At 33.8% G+C, this 21,507-nt stretch carries 18 protein-coding genes and 1 pseudogene; 16 read left to right on the top strand and 3 right to left on the bottom strand.

Features of this window, described 5'->3' with window-relative positions:
• The first annotated feature begins 178 nt into the window (after window positions 1–178).
• The 6 genes and pseudogenes from rplM to NMM17_RS06485 all read left to right on the top strand — a co-directional run bounded on the left by rplM (window position 179) and on the right by NMM17_RS06485 (window position 3,896).
• Window positions 179–625: a 50S ribosomal protein L13 gene (gene rplM / locus NMM17_RS06460; RefSeq protein ID WP_001044624.1), complete on the top strand. Its 447-nt coding sequence runs from the start codon at window positions 179–181 to the stop codon at window positions 623–625.
• 18 nt (window positions 626–643) lie between these two features.
• Complete coding sequence (gene rpsI, locus NMM17_RS06465) at window positions 644–1,036, top strand: 30S ribosomal protein S9 (protein ID WP_000075973.1); 393 nt, start codon at window positions 644–646, stop codon at window positions 1,034–1,036.
• A 163-nt stretch (window positions 1,037–1,199) separates the two neighbouring features.
• Window positions 1,200–1,955, top strand: coding sequence for a DUF6414 family protein (locus NMM17_RS06470; protein ID WP_254754069.1), 756 nt, complete (start codon window positions 1,200–1,202; stop codon window positions 1,953–1,955).
• A complete protein-coding gene (locus tag NMM17_RS06475; protein ID WP_254754070.1) occupies window positions 1,955–2,575 on the top strand; it encodes a hypothetical protein in 621 nt (206 codons plus the stop codon). Before NMM17_RS06470 ends, NMM17_RS06475 begins: the two co-directional genes overlap by 1 nt.
• Before the next feature lie 54 nt (window positions 2,576–2,629).
• Window positions 2,630–3,079 (top strand): annotated as a pseudogene (locus NMM17_RS06480) (AAA family ATPase); the annotation flags it as partial.
• 52 nt (window positions 3,080–3,131) lie between these two features.
• Window positions 3,132–3,896, top strand: coding sequence for a hypothetical protein (locus NMM17_RS06485; RefSeq protein WP_254754072.1), 765 nt, complete (start codon window positions 3,132–3,134; stop codon window positions 3,894–3,896).
• Between the two features lie 891 nt (window positions 3,897–4,787).
• Here the strand turns inward: NMM17_RS06485 and NMM17_RS06490 are convergent.
• The 3 genes from NMM17_RS06490 to NMM17_RS06500 all read right to left on the bottom strand — a co-directional run bounded on the left by NMM17_RS06490 (window position 4,788) and on the right by NMM17_RS06500 (window position 9,581).
• Window positions 4,788–5,996, bottom strand: coding sequence for an ATP-binding protein (locus tag NMM17_RS06490; RefSeq protein WP_001106639.1), 1,209 nt, complete (start codon window positions 5,994–5,996; stop codon window positions 4,788–4,790).
• 395 nt (window positions 5,997–6,391) lie between these two features.
• A complete protein-coding gene (locus tag NMM17_RS06495) occupies window positions 6,392–7,930 on the bottom strand; it encodes a helix-turn-helix domain-containing protein (protein ID WP_254754073.1) in 1,539 nt (512 codons plus the stop codon).
• Window positions 7,911–9,581 (bottom strand): sensor histidine kinase, encoded by a 1,671-nt coding sequence (locus NMM17_RS06500; RefSeq protein ID WP_254754074.1) that lies wholly within the window; start codon window positions 9,579–9,581, stop codon window positions 7,911–7,913. Before NMM17_RS06500 ends, NMM17_RS06495 begins: the two co-directional genes overlap by 20 nt.
• Window positions 9,582–9,783: 202 nt before the next feature.
• Here NMM17_RS06500 and NMM17_RS06505 point away from each other — a divergent pair, with 202 nt between their 5' ends.
• The 10 genes from NMM17_RS06505 to NMM17_RS06550 all read left to right on the top strand — a co-directional run bounded on the left by NMM17_RS06505 (window position 9,784) and on the right by NMM17_RS06550 (window position 21,433).
• Window positions 9,784–10,701 (top strand): sugar ABC transporter permease, encoded by a 918-nt coding sequence (locus NMM17_RS06505; protein WP_000861542.1) that lies wholly within the window; start codon window positions 9,784–9,786, stop codon window positions 10,699–10,701.
• A 17-nt stretch (window positions 10,702–10,718) separates the two neighbouring features.
• Complete coding sequence (locus NMM17_RS06510; protein WP_000870790.1) at window positions 10,719–11,615, top strand: carbohydrate ABC transporter permease; 897 nt, start codon at window positions 10,719–10,721, stop codon at window positions 11,613–11,615.
• Window positions 11,616–11,624: 9 nt separating this feature from the next.
• Window positions 11,625–13,190, top strand: a complete 1,566-nt coding sequence (locus NMM17_RS06515; protein WP_049521062.1) for an extracellular solute-binding protein — start codon at window positions 11,625–11,627, stop codon at window positions 13,188–13,190.
• Window positions 13,191–13,394: 204 nt separating this feature from the next.
• Window positions 13,395–14,039 carry a YesL family protein gene (locus NMM17_RS06520; RefSeq protein WP_254754075.1) on the top strand — a complete coding sequence of 215 codons (645 nt, stop codon included), beginning with the start codon at window positions 13,395–13,397 and terminating at the stop codon, window positions 14,037–14,039.
• Entirely contained in the window at window positions 14,036–16,249 is a 2,214-nt protein-coding gene (locus NMM17_RS06525; protein ID WP_254754076.1) for a glycoside hydrolase family 31 protein, read from the top strand. The genes NMM17_RS06520 and NMM17_RS06525 overlap by 4 nt, the downstream gene beginning before the upstream one ends.
• A 590-nt stretch (window positions 16,250–16,839) precedes the next feature.
• Complete coding sequence (locus NMM17_RS06530) at window positions 16,840–18,312, top strand: peptide MFS transporter (protein ID WP_254754077.1); 1,473 nt, start codon at window positions 16,840–16,842, stop codon at window positions 18,310–18,312.
• A gap of 370 nt (window positions 18,313–18,682) precedes the next feature.
• The gene (locus NMM17_RS06535; RefSeq protein WP_254754078.1) at window positions 18,683–19,369 is read left to right on the top strand and encodes an XRE family transcriptional regulator; all 687 of its coding nucleotides are present in this window, start codon (window positions 18,683–18,685) and stop codon (window positions 19,367–19,369) included.
• 3 nt (window positions 19,370–19,372) lie between these two features.
• A complete protein-coding gene (locus NMM17_RS06540) occupies window positions 19,373–20,788 on the top strand; it encodes a Y-family DNA polymerase (protein ID WP_254754079.1) in 1,416 nt (471 codons plus the stop codon).
• Window positions 20,785–21,147: a hypothetical protein gene (locus tag NMM17_RS06545; protein ID WP_254754080.1), complete on the top strand. Its 363-nt coding sequence runs from the start codon at window positions 20,785–20,787 to the stop codon at window positions 21,145–21,147. The genes NMM17_RS06540 and NMM17_RS06545 overlap by 4 nt, the downstream gene beginning before the upstream one ends.
• Window positions 21,140–21,433, top strand: a complete 294-nt coding sequence (locus NMM17_RS06550) for a DUF5960 family protein (RefSeq protein ID WP_254754081.1) — start codon at window positions 21,140–21,142, stop codon at window positions 21,431–21,433. The genes NMM17_RS06545 and NMM17_RS06550 overlap by 8 nt, the downstream gene beginning before the upstream one ends.
• Window positions 21,434–21,507: the final 74 nt, after the last annotated feature.

A 21,507-nucleotide genomic window follows, 5' to 3' on the forward strand; every position in this document is an offset into this window, starting at 1 on the left:
AGAGTGGAATTCAGAAAAATATTTTTCATATCTATTGACTTTTAGGGGTGAAATTTGGTATTATAGTAGGCGGTATTGTTTACCCCATTTGAAAGGCCCCGGAACCTTCCAAATACTTTTCGATGGGAAGGAACACCCATCACCGTAAACAAAAATCGAACTATATATAGGAGAAATCATGAACAAAACAACATTTATGGCTAAACCAGGCCAAGTTGAACGTAAATGGTACGTAGTTGACGCAACTGATGTACCACTTGGACGTCTTTCTGCAGTAGTTGCTAGCGTACTTCGCGGAAAAAACAAACCAACATTTACACCACACACTGATACAGGTGACTTTGTGATTGTTATCAATGCTGAAAAAGTTAAATTGACTGGTAAAAAAGCAACTGATAAAATCTACTACACTCACTCAAACCACCCAGGTGGATTGAAACAAATCTCTGCAGGTGAACTTCGTTCTAAAAATGCAGTACGTTTGATCGAGAAATCAGTTAAAGGTATGCTTCCACACAATACTCTTGGACGCGCTCAAGGTATGAAGTTGAAAGTATTTGTTGGAGCTGAGCACACTCACGCTGCACAACAACCAGAAGTTCTTGACATTTCAGGACTTATCTAAGGAAAGGAACAATAAAGTATGTCACAAGCACAATATGCAGGTACTGGACGTCGTAAAAACGCTGTTGCACGCGTTCGCCTTGTTCCAGGAACTGGTAAAATCACTGTTAACAAAAAAGATGTTGAAGAGTACATCCCACACGCTGACCTTCGTCTTGTAATCAACCAACCATTCGCAGTTACTTCAACTGTAGGTTCATACGACGTTTTCGTTAACGTTGTAGGTGGTGGATATGCAGGTCAATCAGGAGCTATCCGTCACGGTATCGCTCGTGCCCTTCTTCAAGTAGACCCAGACTTCCGCGATTCATTGAAACGCGCAGGACTTCTTACACGTGACTCACGTAAAGTTGAACGTAAGAAACCAGGTCTTAAGAAAGCTCGTAAAGCATCACAATTCTCAAAACGTTAATTCGAAAGAATTACTATACTTCCAAAGAGCACCTTTCGGGGTGTTCTTTTTTCGATTTTCTTACTAAATTGAGGGATATAGAATAGAATTTTTTGGTAATAGTTGATGTTTTGGTATAATAGGATTATTCAAATAGTCTGAATATAGTAATAAGGAGGAAGTAATGGTTGATTTTTTTGCTGGTAAAATTGTTTATCTTGATGAGCAAGCCGTTTTTGACTTTTTAGAATTACATCAAAATGGAATACAATCTGATATCATAAAGCGTGTCTCCAAAAATATGGTTGAAGTAGATGCCGAGGGAAAGGTTGGTATGAACTTCTTTACTCGATTTAAGATAGGGCTCTCTGGCAATGCTTCATATCAACGAAGCGGTGTAGTAGAATCACAAATTACCTCTACATTGCTAAGTAATTTTAAAAAGTTTGTGACCAATAAAAATTCTTCAAAAGTGGAATGCTTAGATAATGTTAAGCTTTTTATTGAGAAAGACTCTCCCGCTTTTTACCGTAACATCACTCCTGTTCTTGATATGATTAGTGATATTACTAAAATGAGTAGTATTACAGATGATGATAAAAATAATTTTAAAGGTATTGAAATAAAGAATATTGAACGAACTTTGGACCGACTTTCTGGATATTATGAAATTAAGGGAATTAGTTCCGAGAGTAATGAAAGTGTTTTCAGATTCAATATATCGGGTCTACGTAATAATTATACGTTGAGTGACTTGACCAAGATGGATGTCAAACTTTATGGAATTAAGGTTGGAGAAGTAGATTCAATTGATTTAAGTTTTAATACAATGATAGATAGACTATCAAACCAGAGACAGTCACAATTAGGAGCTGACTTTGATGAAGAACAAAATAATGAGAAAATACCGATATATGATGTTCTAGTGGCAGGTGTATAATGGTAAGATTTAATATTTTTTTTGAGCCAGTTCAAAAGTTTAATGAAAGGGTCGCAAAATTAGATAACTATGTTTCATTTAATGAGGTTATTATAAATTGGACTAAAGATTCTACTATTATTGATATAATAAAACCTCTAATAGATAAAAAGAATTGTATTTTTAGAATGGATACCTACTCGCTTTCTGGGAGCCTAGTTTTTGAAAATATTGATTTATTAATCAAAATTTTTAATGATTCAGGAACTGAAGAAATATATCTTCATAATCCCCCTAAAAAATTCTTTAATTCATTAAAGCAACAAGTTAAATCAGAATTTTTAAATATTGAACAAAGTACTTTTGCAAAAATTAGTGAGGAGCAACTTAAAAGGATTTCTGAAGATTTAAATGAAAAAATAGTTGGTCAAGAAAAAGCTAAGAAAAGTTTATTAAGGAAATTGGTTACTCAGTTGGTGCGTACGAATGCGAAACCACTAGTATTAATGTTTTATGGTGAACCAGGAATAGGAAAAACTGAAACAGTAAAACAACTATCATTTACACTGTATGGAAATAACAATATTATTAGAGAACAAATGTCGATGGTTGGTGGTGAATCAAGTGTAAAATATTTTTAATCAACAAACCATAGCGAGGACTCATTTTCTAAAACATTACTAAACAGAGAATCTAATGTTATTTTGCTTGATGAGTTCGCTTTAGCTCCTGCATTTTTTCATAGCACCTTCTTTCAAATGTTTGATGAAGGCATTTATGAAGATCAAAATTATAAAGTAGATTTAAGTAACTCAATTATTATTTGCACTTCTAATTTTAAAAGTCGTTTAGAAATGGAAAAAAATATTGATATAGCATTATTGAGCCGATTTGATGGTTTTGTTAAATTTTCTCCACTATCTATTGATGAGAAAAAGCAAATTTTAAAATTGACGTATTCAAAAATTATTAGCTCTGAATATATAGATGAAAGGTATCAGGAATATCTAGATGAGGACAAGATATTAGCTTGTATTGAATCGCATCTAAACACCCTCCCTAATGTTAGAGCGATAAGGAAGTACGTTGAAGATGTTGTTGCGGATGAATTATTGGAGGTCATAATAAATGGTAAATCAAACTGATTAGGATAATAACTTTAGAGAACGATAAAGATTATGGAGTGGAGAATTTAAAATGAAAAAATTGAAAAAACTAACTTTTTATAAAACGATTTGGTTTTGGTTAACTATATGTTTATTGGTTTACATATTAAGACAATCTAAAGTGACAGTTGTTAAAATGTTTATTGATATCGTTTCTTATGTTTATCAGCAAGTCATAAGTGAACCGATTGCATTTTTGGCATTTCTTATCAGTATTATTACTGTATATATAGAAAGAATTAATGTTTTAAAAAAAGATAGAAGAGCTAAATTATCCATCTCCTATAAAAAAGAGGAGATGTCAGAAGTAAAAGCTGTATTCAACGGTGAGGAAAAGAAGATTGAGGTACCTAAGCTAAGAATATATGAAAATTCAGGAACCATAAAGTCTACTTACATATTCACACCTTATATTAAAAATAATGATGTAAAAAATGATACAATAGATGATAACTATTTTTCATTTAATGCAGTTCATATCCATCTTAATGAAAATAGTAATTTTTTCAATCCAGCCAGGCTACATTATAATAATTGTATTGCTCCCAGTTCGTTCATTTCGAATAATCCAAATGAAAATCAATCTCATTTTATTTTTTGTTTATTCGAAGGTGTAGATGGTTCTTATAAATTATTATTGCTTGTTTATTTAAAAAATGAAAATGGAAACTATGATCTTCAAGTTATTGATAGGGTAGACGCATTAAATAAAGGAGCGGTGTATTTGCAACATTACTATAATCAGTTTAAAAAGTGTGAAAAATATCTTTCTGAAAATAATATCATCGTCTCTTGAGTTAAATAAATAGACCTTTACAGTGAATATTAATCAAAAATGCCTCACTAATTAAGTGAAGCATTTTTGATTATATAGAAGATACTGCATAGTCTATTTTTAGCCTTATTGAAATGATTTCAGGTCATTTTAGTTTAATTTTGGGAATCAAGAAAGGCTTTAAATCAATATTTCTGACGTTAACAAGTCTAAAAAAATCTTGGAACAAGTTTTGCATGTTCATCATAATATTTTATAGATTCCTTTCATACCAAGGGTTTAGCCCCTGTTTCTTAAATTTTACTGCCCACTTCTGCCCAGAAATGAGTAGTGTAAAAATCTTAACTATTATACCATGTTTAGTTTGAATGACAAAGTGAGGTAGTGTAAAATAAGTTGTGTAAACACTAAAAGGAATAAATCCGTTATAGTAGAGTTGCGAAACATTACTAGAAAAAGATTTATTCCTATGACTCAGTTTTCGCATAACTACTTAACTTCCTAGTCCAAAAGCAAGATATTGATAATAACAGAAGGAGAAACTTTCTCTTTTTTAGTTCAACTTATTCAATTTTTTTATTAAATATTGTAATAGAAGGTCAAAAGATGTTGGTATCATGCTACACTAAAATAAATTAAAACAAAACCTTGTCAAACAAGGCTTGAAAAAAGCTCGTAAAGCATCACAATTCTCAAAACGTTAATCAATACGATTATATCAACGTTTACAGACATTCTAGAATTTTCTCTTGGATGTCTTTTTTGGTCTAAAAATCAAGAGTTTCCACCATTGATTTTTAGTCTAATATTAGTTAATCTTTTTAGGTCATAATAAAACACTCCTGTTCATAGTTTCACTAGATCTCAACAGGAGTGTTTTATTATGTTTCAATTTATGTGTTCAGTGCCTATCTACTTTTCTAGTAACCAATCTATGATATTTTTCTTCTCAATACCATTGTAATTGGCTGTTGGCTGAATCGTATCCATTGTTAATAGATATTTGGGGAATTGATCTTTAATGGCTTCTAGTGGTCTAAGTTCTCTTTCTAGTGTTTCTGGAGCAAGTGTTGTTTCACTGACTTGATAATAAGTGTAGTGACCAAGATCAGTTACAACAACAAAATCAACCTCATATTTATCTAAATTACCAACATATACTTGTGAATATCTACGTCTCAATTCTAAATATACCATATTTTCCAAGATATGCCCAATGTCTTCTTTGTGGTCTGGTAATAAGAGATGTCGTAAACCTAAATCAACGGGATAATATTTTTCTAAGCGTTGCAATAATGCTCTACCTTTTACATCAAAACGTGGAACGGAATAAAAAAGCAAACTATCTGTCAAAGTCGTCAAATAATTTTCCAAAGTATTATGGGAGATTGAAACGTTTTGGCTGACCAGGGTATTGCGAATCTTATTTGTTGATATTAAGCTACCTGTACTACTGAGAAGGGTTCGGACAATGCGTTCAATAATAGTAGGATTTGGATTTCCTAATCTAGTTACAATATCATTTAACAGTATTGAGTTATATATTCCTCTTAGATAATCAATTTTTTCAGCGTAAGATGATGTTTGCAATAAGTAAGGGAAAGCACTAAAGAGATAATTGTTAAAAATTTCTGTTGTATTCAGATTTTCTGTGAGAGATTGACCTGATAGATATTCTTCAAATGACAAAGGAAGAACCTCTATCTCAACATACCGACCAGTCAAGTTTGTTGCTAATTGGCTGCTCATAAAGTAGGCGTTTGATCCAGTCAAATAGAGGTCAACATTTGGTAGGATGAATAGACTATCTGCTACCAGTTCAAATTTCTCAACATGTTGAATTTCATCTAAAAAGATATAGTATGTTTTCTCGCTAACTAATTGATCTTTTATATAAGCGTATAATGTTTGAAAATGTCGGAGGTCATAGTAACTCAGATCCTCAAAATTGATGGATATGATTTGATCCTCGTCTACCCCAGTTGCTAGTAACTCCTCTTTATAGAGTTGAAAGAGAACAGATTTACCAGCTCGTCTAACTCCACTCACAACTTTGATGATTTGTCGGTCACGATGTCTTCTTAAAAAATCTAAATAATGTGGTCTTTTAATATAGTTCATAATAGATACCTCAAAGATAGTATAATACAAATAGACATTATTTTCAAATATTTAGAAATAAATTGGAATTTATTTTATTATTTCTAAACATTTAAAAATAATCTTTTTCTATAATCAAAAAATAGTCCATTTTGGTATGGCATGATAGTAAATCTTGTGAGGTTTTGTAGCAAGTATTCAAATAAAAAGCGCATACTATCAGGAATAAAAAACTTGATAGTATACGTTTTATCCTAGAAATATTTGCTGGCTGTTTTTCTCAAACTGACTTTTTAAGAAGTTACCTTATCAGCAATTTCAAATAAGTTTATGGAGCTATCTTTGGAAAAACTGTAGAATTTCAAAAATTACTACAGACCTTGAATTTTACTTATCATTTCAATGATTTAGATTGCTTACATTTTGTTTTGATAAGTTTTACGGTAATCTCCAGGAGAAAGTCCAGTTCTTTGTTTAAAAATTTTAGTAAAGTAAGAATAATTATCATACCCTACTTGACAAGACACTTGTGATATCGAGATATTTGTTTGAGATAGGAGAGATTTAGCAGCATTAATGCGCTTATCCGTTATATATTTAACAAGAGTTTCTCCAGTTTCTTTTTTAAAAATTCTAGCTAAATGATCTGCGCTGAGATAAACCATATCTGCTAATATAGAACGATTTATATCTTCATAGTAGTGATGATCTATGTATTCGACGATGCGTTGAATACTATTTTTTTGGTTTTCAATGTTTGTTGCAAATTTCTTAGCATGTGACCAGTAATAATCAAAGTAATCCTGGAAAGATTCAATTGAATGAAAGCGTCGTTGGAATAGGAAATCATGAGTGCTGTTTTGGAATAATTTATGAGCTGAAATTCCATTTTGATCTAGATATATTCCTATTTGTTGAGTCCAATCTAGTAAAATTTGTTGTAGTGTGAAAGTAGGAATTTGAGAATTATAAGCAAGTGAATTAATTTTTTCTCTTAATTCGTATTCACTTAAGCTATCTAAAAAAGTAATTGAAAGAGTTTCTGTTTTAAAGGAAGTTGGAAAACTATGTGGAACACATGTAATAGTATTCCAATAAGAAACATATTGTTCATTATAAGTGTAGAGTTCTTTGGTATGAAATAAAATATCGGATATTTTATGGCAACTCTTATATATAATGTTTGAGTATTTACTAAAGTTATTAGAAATTTGAGAATGAATCTCATATGCCAATTTGTCGCTACGTTTGGATGAGTCTACTCTAAAGAGACAAACATATTGATCAACCTGGCTTTCCATCTTGAATAGACTTATCAGCTTATAAGAAGGTTGTGAAATTCTTTGAAGTTCTCTTTTTAGTTGAGAAGTCCATGATGGAGTTTCTGCAGAATAATCTTCTTCATTAAGATTGATTGTTAAAACTGCAAGAAAAAAATACTGGTGTTTTTGAAGAATAAAATCTTGTTTGCTTGCTATATTTTCTAGCTCATCAATGCGAGAAATTTGAGGTTTTCTAAGGTAATCATACCAGAAGTTATCTTCTATTTGTAAAAGTGCATCATTTTTTCCGTTTAAGTTATGATTCTCAATTTTACTAATGGCTTTTTGAATAATAAATTCTAATTTTTCAAAGTTAATGGGTTTTAGATAGTATTCAAAGCTTTGCAATTCAATTGCTTTTTGAGCATAGTTGAAGTCGGCGTAATTGGTTAAAAAAATTGTTTTTATATCATATTTTTCATTTCTAATCCACGATAAGAGTTCGAGGCCACTACCTTGAGGCATTTCTATATCGCTTATCATGAGATCAATAGGATTCTCTCTAATAATATTTTGAGCTTGAGTGAGGCTATAGGCAACATAAACAATGTCAATGTGTAGTTTATCCCAATTTATTTTCTCTCGTAAAGCCTCAATGATAAAGCGATCGTCATCAACTAATAAGATGTTCATTATAACCTCCGTCTATAATCTTGTATGGAATAAGTAAAAGAATTTTAGCCCCACCTTCTTCATTATTTTCAAATGCAATACTATAGTCATTAGGATAGAGAAGATTTAAACGTTCGATGGTGTTTGTGATCCCAATATGATGTCCATCTTCTGTTATTAGAGACTGTTTCTGATTTAGTTTTGATAAAATTTCTTCAGAGAAACCTGGACCATTATCCTCGATACAAATATGAATGTAATCTGAGTCCTCAGTTTGTACTTTTTTTATTGATAATAAAATTGTAAATAAATCCTGAAATGAAAAACCGTGTTTGATTGTGTTTTCAATAAATGTTTGTAAAAGTAATGATGGGACAAGAGTATTTTGTAGGTCATCATTGTAGTTTAGTGAAAAGTAGATGCTATTTCCATATCGAATTCGTTGTATTTCTAAATAATCTTTAATATGCTGAACTTCATCTTTAAGTTCTGAAAAATCTTGATTAGCCATAAATAAATGACGGAGATAATTTGAAGTTAGGATAGTTAATTCTTCAATTTCCTTGTAGTTTTTTGTTTGAAGCATACTATGAATCATTGATAACATATTTAAGTAGAAATGCGGACGAATTTGGTTCTTAAGATAATTAAGCTCAATCTTCTTAAGTTCTAGTTGTGAATGGTATTCCCGTATTTTTAATTCTTGCATATCAAATATTACTTTATTAAGTTTATCATTTGCCTTATCAATTTCTAGTATACCTTCAGATATAAAAAATTCAGAAGGGGGGATGGAGTCTCCGAGTTGAGAGAGTCGTTCAGTGAGTCTTGTTATAGGTTTAATCATCCACTGACGAATATACAGGATAATGATGATTGATAAAATGGTGATAATGATAGGAACAGCTGATAAAAATACTTCTAAGAGTGTGATATTTCTAAAGACTTCGGCATAATCGACTAAAACATAAATATCGAAAGGTAAATGCGTTTTTTCATTCTGAGCATGAATTAGGTAGTTTTCGGAGGGAATATTGTTAGGCTCTTTTAGGGAAAGTTTACCATTATTTCCAATATTAAGTTTGCTTAGAGGTTTTAGGATATCTTCTGAAGATATGACGGCATAAATGATTTTTCCTTCGTAATGAACAGATTTAACTAAGTATTCGCTGTTTTTAGTAGTTACATTTTTCCATTTACGGTCACTTATATCACTACGCAATGATTTTAGATTTGATTTTAATAGTAGATAATCTTCATATGGAATATAAAGATTGGAGACATTTATAAAATGATCAGTACTATCGGTTTCTAATAAGAATGTCATATGAGTTTCATTTTGATATTCAAACTCTGTAAAGCTAGTTTGAACTTTTTTAAGATTTTCTTGATACTCAAGAAACGTTTGTACATGATTTAATTTCTCTAAAGATTCATTATGCGTTATTGTTGAGTACATAAAGCGTTCTACAGAATGCAATTTTTCATTAACAGAGTCAGCATAAATTTCAATTGAACTACGTAGGTGTACTATATTTTGGTTTTTAATAAAATTTCTGGTTATGTTACTCATAGCAATATTGATTAAAATATTTATCAATAGTAGTACAAGTAGGAGTTTAAAGAAAAAATGAATGGAATGTTTTTTTGATAAGTCGTGATTTAATTTCATATACTATTCTCCTATTAAAATTATAGCACTTTGAAAATATGATATCATGTAACAAAACAGATATGTTTTATCAAGATGTCGGAAAAGTAATAGTTTTTAAAATTAAAAAACTGAAAAATTGATAAACCTAGTCCAAAAAGTTCTATTAAGGGAATTCTATATGGTGTAAAATAATCGTAGAAAATCAGATGGGAGGAAAAACATGAAAGTAGCATCTCAACTTCATAAAATAAAATTAAAGCATAGTATTCCGTTATATATATTACTTTTTCCTTCAATATTGCTATTAATTTTATTTTCCTATATTCCCATGTTGGGACTAATTATTGCATTTAAAGACTATTCACCAGCCAATGGTATCTTTGCTAGTCAGTGGGTAGGATTTAAGTACTTTACTCAATTTTTCTCATCATTCCAATTCGGGACAACTATGTTCAATACATTAAAAATTTCACTTTATAGTATTGTAGTAGGATTCCCCTTGCCTATTATACTAGCTATAATCAGTAATCAGTTAAGAGTTGGGAAATTTAGAAAAATATTTCAAGTGACAACTTACTTACCTCATTTTATCTCTACAATGGTTATGTGTGGGATGATTATCTTATTTTTATCTCCTACTAGTGGTTTGTTAGCAAATGTATTTAAGTCTGTTGGAATTACTATTCCAGATTTTTTATCAAAACCTACTAGTTTTGCAGGTGTTTATGTTTGGAGTGATGTATGGCAACATATTGGTTGGGATAGTATTATTTATCTGGCAGCGCTTTCTGCAATTGATCCTACATATTATGAGGCTGCAACTATGGATGGCGCTTCTAGATTACAAAAAATTCGGCATATAGAATTACCATTGCTTTTGCCGACTGCTATGATTCTATTAATATTAAGAGCAGGTAGTTTATTAAGTGTAGGTTTTGAGAAAGTGTTACTACTACAGAATCCTCTTAATTTAGCAGGAAGTGAGATAATTTCGACCTATGTTTATAAAGTTGGTATGGTGAACTTTCAGTATAGTTATTCGACAGCTATAGGGTTATTTAACACGGTAGTTAATCTAATAATTTTGTTATCTGTTAACTGGTTCTCAAAAAGATATACCAGAACGGGTCTTTTTTAAAGGAAGGAGTGCTCAAGGTGAAATGGTTTCATAAATCAAGAAAAACGAACTCTGAATTATTATTTGATATAGTTACCTATGGTTTAGCAATTTTCCTTATCCTGTTAATTGTTTATCCGTTATGGTTTGTAGTGATTGCATCTTTTAGTAATCCTTCAGATGTTGCAAATGGGAAGGTATGGTTTATTCCTAGAGAATGGAAATTAGATGGATATTTACGTCTTATTCAACAACCTTTATTTTTGCGTAGCTATCTAAATACCATTTTATATACTGTTGTTGGTACCTTAGTTGCTTTAGTAGTCAATATTCCAGCTGGTTATGCTTTATCTAGAAAAGAATTAGTTGGTAGAAAGTGGATGAGCATTCTATACATAATCCCTATGTTTGTATCAGGTGGTTTGATTCCTACCTACTTAACAGTAAAGAATGTTGGCCTAATTGATACATTTTGGGTAATGGTAATACCTTTTGCAGTTTCATCATACAATATTATTGTTGCTAGAACTTTCTTTAATAATAGTATTCCAGATGGGATGTGGGAGGCTGCGCAAATTGATGGCTGTGGTACAATTCGTTATTTTATTAAGATAGTCGTTCCTTTATCAAAAGCTATTATAGCAGTTATTGGACTTTGGACTGCAGTTGGTATTTGGAATTCGTGGTTTAATGCTTTAATTTATTTAACGAATGAAAATTTACAACCATTGCAATTAATTTTACGACGTTTACTAATTAGTAATCAAATGTTACAATCGCAAGCAACAGGAGAAGTTGCATCAGATCTTCGTATCAAAGCCGATATGATGAAATATGCAGCAATTGTTATTTCAACCGCTCCGATAATGTTGCTATATCCCTTTGTTCAAAAATATTTTAATCAAGGCGTAATGATTGGCGCGTTGAAGGAATAGGAGAAAAACATGAAAAATAAATCATTTACATATTTGTTCTTAGGAACCGTTACACTTGCTGGCTTAACAGCCTGTGCAAATTCCAATAATGCGAATAAGGACGATAAGTCTGGAGAAGATTCTTATAAAATCACAACTGTTCGTTGGTCTGACTGGGGAGAAGATTATCACAAAGGTTTTCTAACAGATTCTGCCAAGGAATCAGGTATCGATGTTAAATGGGATACACTTGTAGCCGCAGATTGGGCAGATAAGAAATCTGTTTTGGTTGCTAGTGGAGATTTACCAGATGCATTTTTAGGTTCAAATGCTTTTACAGATTCAGAAATTGCTCAGAACCAATCTTTATTTATTCCATTGGAAGATTTAATCAAAGAAAACATGCCAAATTTAACTAAGGCTATGGAGAAAGAACCTAAGATTAAAGCTATGATTACTTCACCAGATGGTCATATCTACAGTCTACCTAAAAAATTACCGATGCGTCCTACTGTAGCTAATCAGCTATTTATTAATAAAAAGTGGCTGGATAATTTAGGATTAAAGGTTCCAGAAACTTATGATGATTTAGTAAAAGTACTACAAGAATTTAAGGATAAAGATGCGAACGGAAATGGAGACGCTTCTGATGAAATTCCATTCGGAGCAGGAAACTTTGATCCAACATTCTCATATATTCTTCCGTTCAATAATCGTTTAGGGGCAGATAATACATATGAAATGTCTGTAAAAGATGGAAAACCAGTCTACCTTCGTACAGAAGAAAGTTATAAACAAGGGATTGCAGCAATGCACGAATCTTATAAAAAAGGTTTGATTGATCCGGAAATCTTTACAGAAGATACCTCTATGAGTGTAGCAAAACGTATGGATAAGGGAGTATCTAGAGTAGGTGTTTCTAGTGGTTGGACAGCAGATGCAACGTTTGGCTTACATTCAAGTGAATATATTGCTCTACCTGCTTTAAAAGGTATGGATGGTAAACAATATGTCTTTTCTGATCCAGATCATTACAACTATGGTCGAAATGAAATTTTGATTACAAATAAGAGCAAAAACCCTGCTAAATTATTGAAATGGTTGGATAAATTATATACAGATGAAGCAAGTATTCAGAATTTCTATGGATCATTTGGAATAGCTACTGAAAAGAATGGTGATAAGTTTAAAGTGTTACCTCCTAAAGATGGTAAATCAGCCGATGAGTATGCATGGATTAATTCACTTCGAGATTTTGGACCTAAATACGTAAGCGATGATATCAATAGTCGCGTAGAAATCGATCAAACACAAGGTGATGGATTGAAATTGAAGATGGACCAAGATTTGAAACAATTTGCGTTGCCAGCTTACCCTAATGTGATTTATTCACAAGAAGAGCTTAACAAATTATCATCAATCTATGTGAGTATTGAATCTTATGTCAAACAACAAGCATCTAAATGGGTAGTTGAAGGTGGCATAGAAAAAGAATGGGACTCATACAAAGAAACTCTTAAGAATATGGGATTGGACGAATTTATGAAGATTCAACAGGAAGCATATAATCGTTACCAAAAAGAAGTAAAAGAGTAATACTTTATATGAACTCTTGGTTGTATAAACAAGGGACTAGCTAATTACAGGAAGCGAGACTGATAACATCAAATTATCTCGCTTCCTTTATTCTAATTTTTAAAGAAATTTGGAAATGTTTTTTAAATAATTTAGGTAATATTTTTGTGCAACTGACATTCTAAAATATAGAGTTAAGACGATTGATTTCATGGGGAATATATTATGCAAAAATTATTTTCATTAGATGGAAAAGTGGTTAGAATTTTAACTTTTTTGACAGATTTAATTATTTTAAATACTCTATTTATTGTTAGTTGTATTCCAATAGTTACAATTGGGGCATCACTAACTTCTCTTACGACAATGTGGTATCGTATTTTAAAAGGTAAAGATACCGATATTACTTATCATTATTTTCGGATCTTTAGACAAAATTTTAAACAATCAACTTTTATTTGGTTGTTTATCCTCCTAATAGAATTACTTTTATATGTGAACTATTGTCTTTGGGGCTATTCAAGTTTATTTTCAGAGTATAGTTTATTGTTAGTGTTGCCCTTTTTATTTGTTATAATACTTTTTATGAGTGTTGTTTTTCCCTATATTGGTCTATTTAAAGATAATCTAAAAAATAGTATTGTAAATAGCGTATTAATTTGTATTTTAAATCCAATGCAAGCTATCATTTTGGTTTTATTTAATATTTCTGTACTGTATATGAGTTTTAGTAGTCCAGAACGAGTTTTAACAGCTATTTACGTATTTACATTTGGAGGATTTGCTTTTTGTGGATTGATGAATGTAATGGTAACGAATAAAATGTTTGATAAAGTAAAGAGATTTAATAAGAGGAGGGAAACAAATTGAAAATTTTTAAGGGAGAGTTTTATCGAATCTCTGTATTAACAGACAAGTTAGTAAGGTTAGAATACTCTCAAACTGGAAGTTTTGAGGATAGAACGACACAACTTATCTATAATAGAGATTTTGGCCAAGTTTCGTTAGATTATATCGAGACATCAAACGTACTAGATATTATGACGGACTATTTTCATTTGCACTTTAATAAAGGAGAATTTAACGCCGAAAATTTATTTATAGAATTAAAAGGAAATTTTGCCGTATATGGTAGTCGCTGGTATTTTGGTGAATCTATTGAAACGTTAAAAGGAACAGCTCGGACTCTTGATAAGGCAGACGGCGCAATCCCATTAGAAGATGGAATTATTAGTCGAAATGGCATTGCCTTACTGGATGATTCTCAAGGATTTATTTGGGATGAACAATCTGGTTATATTGAGAGAGAAAATCAAATTGACCTCTATTTCTTTGCCTATGGGCATGATTATAGAGGAGCAATCAGAGACTTTTACCATTTGACTGGTTCAACACCCTTGTTGCCAAGATATGCTTTAGGCAATTGGTGGAGTAGGTATTGGCCTTATACGTCGGATGAATACTTGAATTTAATAGACAGATTTAAAACAGAGAAAATTCCATTATCTATCGGTGTTTTAGATATGGATTGGCATATAACTGACATTCCAACTCGTTTTGGAAGTGGTTGGACAGGCTATAGTTGGAATAGAAACTTAATACCAAATCCAGAACAGTTATTGCAACAACTTCATGATAGAAAGTTAAAACTCTCCTTAAATGTCCACCCTGCTGATGGTATACGGGCTTATGAGGAAGCTTATCCTCGAGTCGCCAAACGATTGGGATTAAATGTAGAACTAGAAGAACCAGCCATTTTTGATTTTTTCAATCCATCCTTTAGGGAAGCCTACTTTAAAGATGTTCATTATGAGCTAGAAAAGCAAGGAGTAGATTTTTGGTGGATTGACTGGCAACAAGGGACACAAGGCATGTTGGATCCACTATGGCTTTTAAACCATTATCACTATCAGGATAGTTGTAAACATTCAGAAGGTGGCTTGATTTTATCAAGATATGCAGGTCCTGGTAGTCACCGCTACCCTGTTGGTTTTTCAGGGGACACTATTATTAGTTGGAATTCCTTAAGATTTCAACCTTATTTTACAGCGACAGCATCTAATATCGGTTATAGTTGGTGGAGTCATGATATCGGTGGACACATGTTGGGGGATTATGACGAAGAGCTACAAACTAGATGGCTACAGTTTGGTGTTTTTAGTCCGATTACTCGATTACATAGTTCTAGAAGTCCTTTCAATAGTAAAGAACCTTGGTTTTTTTCAGAAACAACATCTAAGATTATGAAGAATTACCTTCGTTTGAGACATCAGATGATTCCATATCTATACACCATGAATGTAAAGACACATGAGGAAGGCGCCCCATTAATCAGCCCAATGTACTATTTCTACCCAGAGAATGATGAGAGCTATAATGTTCCAAACCAATACTTTTTTGGAACAGAACTGATGGTGGCTCCCGTTGTAGAAAAGATGGATTTGGCATTCCAATCTGCAAAAGTAGATGTATGGTTCCCTGAAGGTGAATGGTATGACTTCTTTTCAGAGAAAAAATATACAGGTGGTGTGAAGTTGAGTGTTTATAGAGACATTTCGACGATACCTGTGTTTGCAAAAAGTGGTGCAATCATTCCCTTGGTTGGTTCTGAGATAGATATGGGTGTTGATTTACCTGAAGTTGTAGATTGGTATGTATTCCCAGGCAAACAACATTCTTTTGAAATGATTGAAGACCAAAATGGTCAAAGATATAAAACAAGATTATCAATTGATTGGGAAATGGGAATGGTAGAGTTAGCATTGCAAGGAGATTCTAGTATCGTTCCAAGCAATAGAAGGCATAGAATTCATTTTAAAGGAACGAATGTGTCTATCATTGAATTGCCAAATAAGAATGATACAGCTAGATTTGAATGCAAAGAAAATAAAATGCCATATCTAAATGATGAAGTTTTTAGACTACTAAAGACGGCTTCTCTTCCATATGAATTAAAAGATAGATTGTTAAATCAATCCATCAATGCGAAAAACTCTCATGAGTTAATGAATATCTTGCATCATCAGGATAAGGAATTGAGAGGGCGTTTGTTGGAAATGATATTTACTAGCGAAAACTAATTGAGACATTTCGTACACAATTTCTATTATTTAATGTGTAACAGTTTTACATCTCTATGCTTATTGACTTGTATTTTAGTAATTACAAGTTTGGCATAGGGATGTTTTTTGTTTACTGGAGAGGATAAGTGGCTCTTTGTCAACTGTAGTGGGGTGAAGAAAAGCTAAGCTTGAGAAAGGACACATTTCGTCCTTTCCTTTTATTTGAAAAAGACAGTAAAAAAGCGCAAAAAAACACTTCCTGTGCTATGCTGCAATTGAAATTTTTTTAGTTTTGGTGTTAGAACTGTTTCCTCAGTCCTAGCGCCTTTTCTTTTTGATAAAAATCAAGAGTTCATACTTAGCCCTTTTTGCTTTTGAATGTATTCAAAAATGGAACACTGATGTTAGATAATATAATTTTATAGATAAGCATGCCACTAATTTGCTAAATCAGTAATTAGATCTCTATCTGATATTTTTTAATTGAGGATAAAGTAGGAACTTATCTAAATAGATTTTTCAGAAAATTTTCTAAAAAAACATAATTTGTTTGACATTCGTTTGAAAATTCTGTAAAATGATTTATTATGTTTCAAAGGAGAATATATATGGAAAAACAGAAAACATTTTTTGGACATCCTATGGGCTTGTCCACCCTCTTCTTTACAGAAATGTGGGAACGCTTTTCTTACTATGGGATGCGAGCTATCCTACTTTACTATATGTACTATAGTGTGCAAGATGGTGGATTGGGAATGGATAAGACCACAGCTGCATCGGTTATGGCGATTTATGGCTCGCTGGTATTTTTGTCTTCGGTTGTCGGTGGTTTTGTCAGTGACCGTATTTTAGGAAGCCGTAAGACCGTCTTTTACGGTGGGATTCTGATTATGCTAGGGCATATTGCTTTGGCAACACCTTTTGGACAAGTGGCTCTCTATCTTTCTATTGCCTTGATTATCTTTGGTACTGGATTTTTAAAACCCAATATCTCAGATATGGTTGGGGGAATTTATGAGAAAGAGGATGATAGACGGGATGCAGGATTTAGTATCTTTGTCTTTGGTATTAACTTAGGTGCCTTCGTTGCCCCTTATCTAGTGGGTTATCTAGGTCAGGAAGTCAATTTCCATCTAGGTTTCTCATTAGCTGCCATTGGGATGTTCTTTGGTCTGGTGAAATATGTTTTAGATGGGAAGAAATACCTGCCTGAATCAAGTCTTTACCCCACTGATCCACTTTCACAGAAGGAGCAGCAGACCTTGATTAAACGCTTGCTGATTACACTTGTCATGGTTATTCTGGTGGTTCTAGGTTTAGTCTTTACTCACCAATTTAACGTGGATATGATTGTTAATATCTTTACAGTGATTGCGGTAATCATTCCAATCTACTATTTCTTCAAAATTTTATCTAGTCAGAAAATAACTGCTACTGAGAGATCCCGAGTATTTGCCTACATTCCTCTATTTATCGCCGGAGTACTTTTCTGGTCTATTGAGGAGCAGGGTTCTGTTGTTCTTGCTCTATTTGCGGATGATCAGACTCGACTTTACTTTAATGCATTTGGAAATCAGATTCAGTTCCCATCTAGTTTTTTCCAAAGTATCAATCCACTTTTCATCATGATTTATGTGCCGATTTTTGCGTGGTTGTGGGGGAAAATGGGTAAAAAGCAACCATCCTCTGCTAAGAAATTTGCTTACGGTTTATTTGCTGCAGGTTTATCCTTCTTGTGGATGATGTTACCAGGGATGCTCTTTGGGACAGATGTTAAGGTCAGTCCTCTCTGGTTGATTATGAGTTGGGCTATTGTGATTGTAGGGGAAATGCTGATTTCGCCTATTGGTCTATCAGTCACTACTAAGCTAGCACCAAAATCCTTCCAAGCACAAATGATGTCTATCTGGTTCTTGAGTAATGCAGCTGCCCAAGCTATCAATGCTCAAATTGTAAAATTTTATACAAGCGAAACTGAAGTGGCTTACTATGGAATTGTTGGAGGAATTACGATTGTATTCGGTATTATCTTACTCTTCTACGTTCCACGTATTGAAAAACTAATGTCTGGTATCAAATAGAGAAAAACTGGAATTTCTGTAGGAATTTTAAAAGTTAGATCAATTATTTATTCATGGGATTTAGTTCTGTATGGTACAGGGCTAAGTCCTTTTAGTTTGATTAATACTCTTCGAGAATCTCTTCAAACCGCGTCAACGTCGCCTTGCCGTACTCAAGTACAGCTTGCGGCTAGTTTCCTAGTTTGCTCTTTGATTTTCATTGAGTATAAAACTCACGATGTTTCTGCTTTTCCTAGTGGACATTTGTCTACTTTTTTTATATAATAAAACTAAACCATATTGGTTGAGTTTTAAAAATCTGGATTCAAGCATCGATTAGTCTTTCTAAGGGAGATAATGTCCATTAAAGTATCATAATAGGAGGTGAAGTATGTATCAGCCAGAAAAATTAAAGGCTCGGAGGAAAGAGTTAAAACTGACACAGAAGGAAATTGCAGAGCAACTTGGGATTAGTTTTCAGGCTTACTCGGCTTGGGAACGTGGAGTCAAGGAACCGTCCAAGGAGAAGGTGTTCCAGCTAGAGAATATTTTAAAAGTACCAAAAGGATATTTTACTCAGATCGAGATTGTCCGTCTCTACCATAGCCTCTCCAAGCAAGGGAAGGAGAAGGTTGTTCTCTATGCTCGCAACCTGGTTCAAGAGGAACAGGCTCAGAAAGTGACATCTATGCCAGAGCGTCTCTACGAGTACCGTGTCTACGAACGCATGTCTGCGGGAATCGGAGCTTCGGTCTACGATGATCAGAATTTTGATACGGTTTACTTTAATGAGGAGTTGGCCCATGATTTTGCATCCTGGGTATCTGGGGACTCTATGGAACCTAAATATCAAAATGGTTCAGTGGCACTGATTCGAGAGACAGGATTTGACTATGATGGGGCGGTCTATGCAGTGGTTTGCAACAACCAGACCTATATCAAACGGGTCTATCGAGAGGAAGATGGCTTGCGTCTGGTCTCTATCAATCCTAAATACAAGGATATTTTTATCTCCTATGAGGAAGATCCTCGGATTGTGGGGATTATTGTTGGGAACTTTGTGCCAATGGAGGGCTAGCCTATGGGCTATTTTGATTATTCCAGAGAGCCCAAAAGTGACATTGCCTTTGTCGATATGAAATCCTTTTATGCCAGTGTTGAGTGTGTGAAAAGGGGCTTGCATCCGCTGAAGACCTCACTTTGTGTCATGAGTCGCGCGGATAATTCGACCGGTCTTATCCTTGCCTCTTCTCCCTTGTTTAAGAAGATTTTTGGCAAGTCAAATGTTGGTCGGGCCTATGATTTGCCTTTTGACATCAAAACACGTAAATTTTCCTATTACAATGCTCGAAAGCAAGGGTTGCCGACCGACTCAGACTATATTCGCTACATCGAAGATTGGGCTCAGGTGACCTTGATTGTGCCTCCTAGGATGGATGAATACATCGCAGTCAATATGAAAATCCAGCGAATCTTTCAAAACTATGGCAGCCCAGATGATATTTATCCCTACTCGATTGATGAGGGCTTTATTGACTTGACTAGTTCGCTTAACTATTTCATCCCAGATAAGAGTCTATCCCGTAAAGACAAGTTGGATCTGCTTTCTGCTCGTATTCAGAGGGATATTTGGAGGCAGACAGGGATCTACTCTACAGTGGGCATGTCAAATGCCAATCCTTTACTGGCCAAGTTGGCTCTGGATAATGAGGCCAAGCACACTCCGACCATGAGGGCCAACTGGTCTTACCAGGATGTGGAAGAGAAGGTCTGGTCCATTCCCAAGATGACAGACTTTTGGGGGATTGGCAGGCGAATGGAGAAACGCTTGCATGCTCTGGGGATTTTTTCCATCAAGGAATTGGCAACCAGCAATCCCGACCAGCTAAAGAAAGTTCTGGGTCAGGCTGGTCTTCGTTTGTGGTTTCATGCTAACGGGATTGATGAAAGTAATGTTCATAAGCCCTATAAAGCCAAATCCAAGGGCTTGGGGAATTCTCAAATTTTGCCGAAAGATTACGTGAAGCTACGAGATATTGAAATTATTCTCCGGGAAATGGCTGAGCAGGTAGCTATTAGACTAAGAAGGGCGGGTAAGAAAACAACTCTTGTTTCTATCTATCTTGGTTTCTCTAAACAGGAGGTCAGGCCGTCTATTCACACACAAATGAAGGTCGAGCCTACCAATAATACATCTGTCTTAACGGATTATGTTTTGAAGTTATTTCATAACAAATATACTTCAGGAGCGGTCAGAAGTGTCGGAGTAAACTATGCAGGATTTGTGGACGAGTCCTTCGGCTTGATCTCTCTCTTTGATGATGTTGACAAGTTAGAAAAAGATGAAAGGCTCCAGACGGCTATTGACTCTATTCGGGAACAATTTGGTTTCACTTCACTCTTAAAAGCCAATGCACTGGAAGAAGCCTCTAGGAGTCTTGCCAGAAGCAAGCTGATTGGGGGACATTCTGCTGGAGGATTAGATGGATTAAAATGATTGATCGTTCTTATTTACCCTTTCAATCCGCGCGAGATTATCAAGATCCAGGTATGCAGAAGTGGATGGGATTTTACCTCTCAGAACACACTAGTTCGCTCAGTGAAGAAAAAAACCGTGTTGATTTTTCGATAGATTTGGACCCAGTTGAGAAGCTACACTTGCTTTCTCAGCTTTATGTTGGCCAACTGAAGGGAAGTTTTGTGGTCAAGGAAAAGAATCAGAAAACCACGATCATCGGTGAGGTGAGAGAATTATCACATCAGACTCTATCTATTAGGACAAACGAGGGATATAGGTTGATAGAGGTTGCAGATATCCTAGAAATTCGGCTGTGGGAGGAGGGAGTGTATGACTAGAAAAGAGCTGTATGAAAACAAACTACAGATGGATTATTTTTCAGATAACTATATTCGTTTCGAAGAGGATTTCCAAAAATATTCTGCCATGAATGTGCCCTTGACTTTCTTGATTGATGACATCCTACGAACTATGGCGATGAATCAGAAGAACTACTTTGTCTTAAACAAGGAAAATACTAAGGATGGGCGGGAGCATCGCTTTTATTTTAGGGTAGTAACGGAAAAAGAGTGTCCTAGAAATAGAACCTATGTATATGCTGGGGTTAAAAATAGTAGTCAGTAGAGGCTTATCTGCTGTAAAATGTATCATTTTTATAACACTTCATGTTTCATATCATGGGGTGTTTTTCTTTTTAA

Origin of the sequence: Streptococcus sp. CF7_Ac1-12 (assembly GCF_024295905.1) — a bacterium.
Classification (GTDB): Bacteria; Bacillota; Bacilli; order Lactobacillales; family Streptococcaceae; genus Streptococcus; species Streptococcus mitis_AP.

What these genes read in the sequence shown, in the direction of transcription:
- rplM (WP_001044624.1), top strand. Translation starts at nt 179, where the DNA reads ATGAACAAAACAACATTTATGGCTAAACCAGGCCAAGTTGAACGTAAA.
- rpsI (WP_000075973.1), top strand. Translation starts at nt 644, where the DNA reads ATGTCACAAGCACAATATGCAGGTACTGGACGTCGTAAAAACGCTGTT.
- NMM17_RS06470 (WP_254754069.1), top strand. Translation starts at nt 1,200, where the DNA reads ATGGTTGATTTTTTTGCTGGTAAAATTGTTTATCTTGATGAGCAAGCC.
- NMM17_RS06475 (WP_254754070.1), top strand. Translation starts at nt 1,955, where the DNA reads ATGGTAAGATTTAATATTTTTTTTGAGCCAGTTCAAAAGTTTAATGAA.
- NMM17_RS06485 (WP_254754072.1), top strand. Translation starts at nt 3,132, where the DNA reads ATGAAAAAATTGAAAAAACTAACTTTTTATAAAACGATTTGGTTTTGG.
- NMM17_RS06490 (WP_001106639.1), bottom strand. Translation starts at nt 5,996, where the DNA reads ATGAACTATATTAAAAGACCACATTATTTAGATTTTTTAAGAAGACAT.
- NMM17_RS06495 (WP_254754073.1), bottom strand. Translation starts at nt 7,930, where the DNA reads ATGAACATCTTATTAGTTGATGACGATCGCTTTATCATTGAGGCTTTA.
- NMM17_RS06500 (WP_254754074.1), bottom strand. Translation starts at nt 9,581, where the DNA reads ATGAAATTAAATCACGACTTATCAAAAAAACATTCCATTCATTTTTTC.
- NMM17_RS06505 (WP_000861542.1), top strand. Translation starts at nt 9,784, where the DNA reads ATGAAAGTAGCATCTCAACTTCATAAAATAAAATTAAAGCATAGTATT.
- NMM17_RS06515 (WP_049521062.1), top strand. Translation starts at nt 11,625, where the DNA reads ATGAAAAATAAATCATTTACATATTTGTTCTTAGGAACCGTTACACTT.
- NMM17_RS06520 (WP_254754075.1), top strand. Translation starts at nt 13,395, where the DNA reads ATGCAAAAATTATTTTCATTAGATGGAAAAGTGGTTAGAATTTTAACT.
- NMM17_RS06530 (WP_254754077.1), top strand. Translation starts at nt 16,840, where the DNA reads ATGGAAAAACAGAAAACATTTTTTGGACATCCTATGGGCTTGTCCACC.
- NMM17_RS06535 (WP_254754078.1), top strand. Translation starts at nt 18,683, where the DNA reads ATGTATCAGCCAGAAAAATTAAAGGCTCGGAGGAAAGAGTTAAAACTG.
- NMM17_RS06540 (WP_254754079.1), top strand. Translation starts at nt 19,373, where the DNA reads ATGGGCTATTTTGATTATTCCAGAGAGCCCAAAAGTGACATTGCCTTT.
- NMM17_RS06545 (WP_254754080.1), top strand. Translation starts at nt 20,785, where the DNA reads ATGATTGATCGTTCTTATTTACCCTTTCAATCCGCGCGAGATTATCAA.
- NMM17_RS06550 (WP_254754081.1), top strand. Translation starts at nt 21,140, where the DNA reads ATGACTAGAAAAGAGCTGTATGAAAACAAACTACAGATGGATTATTTT.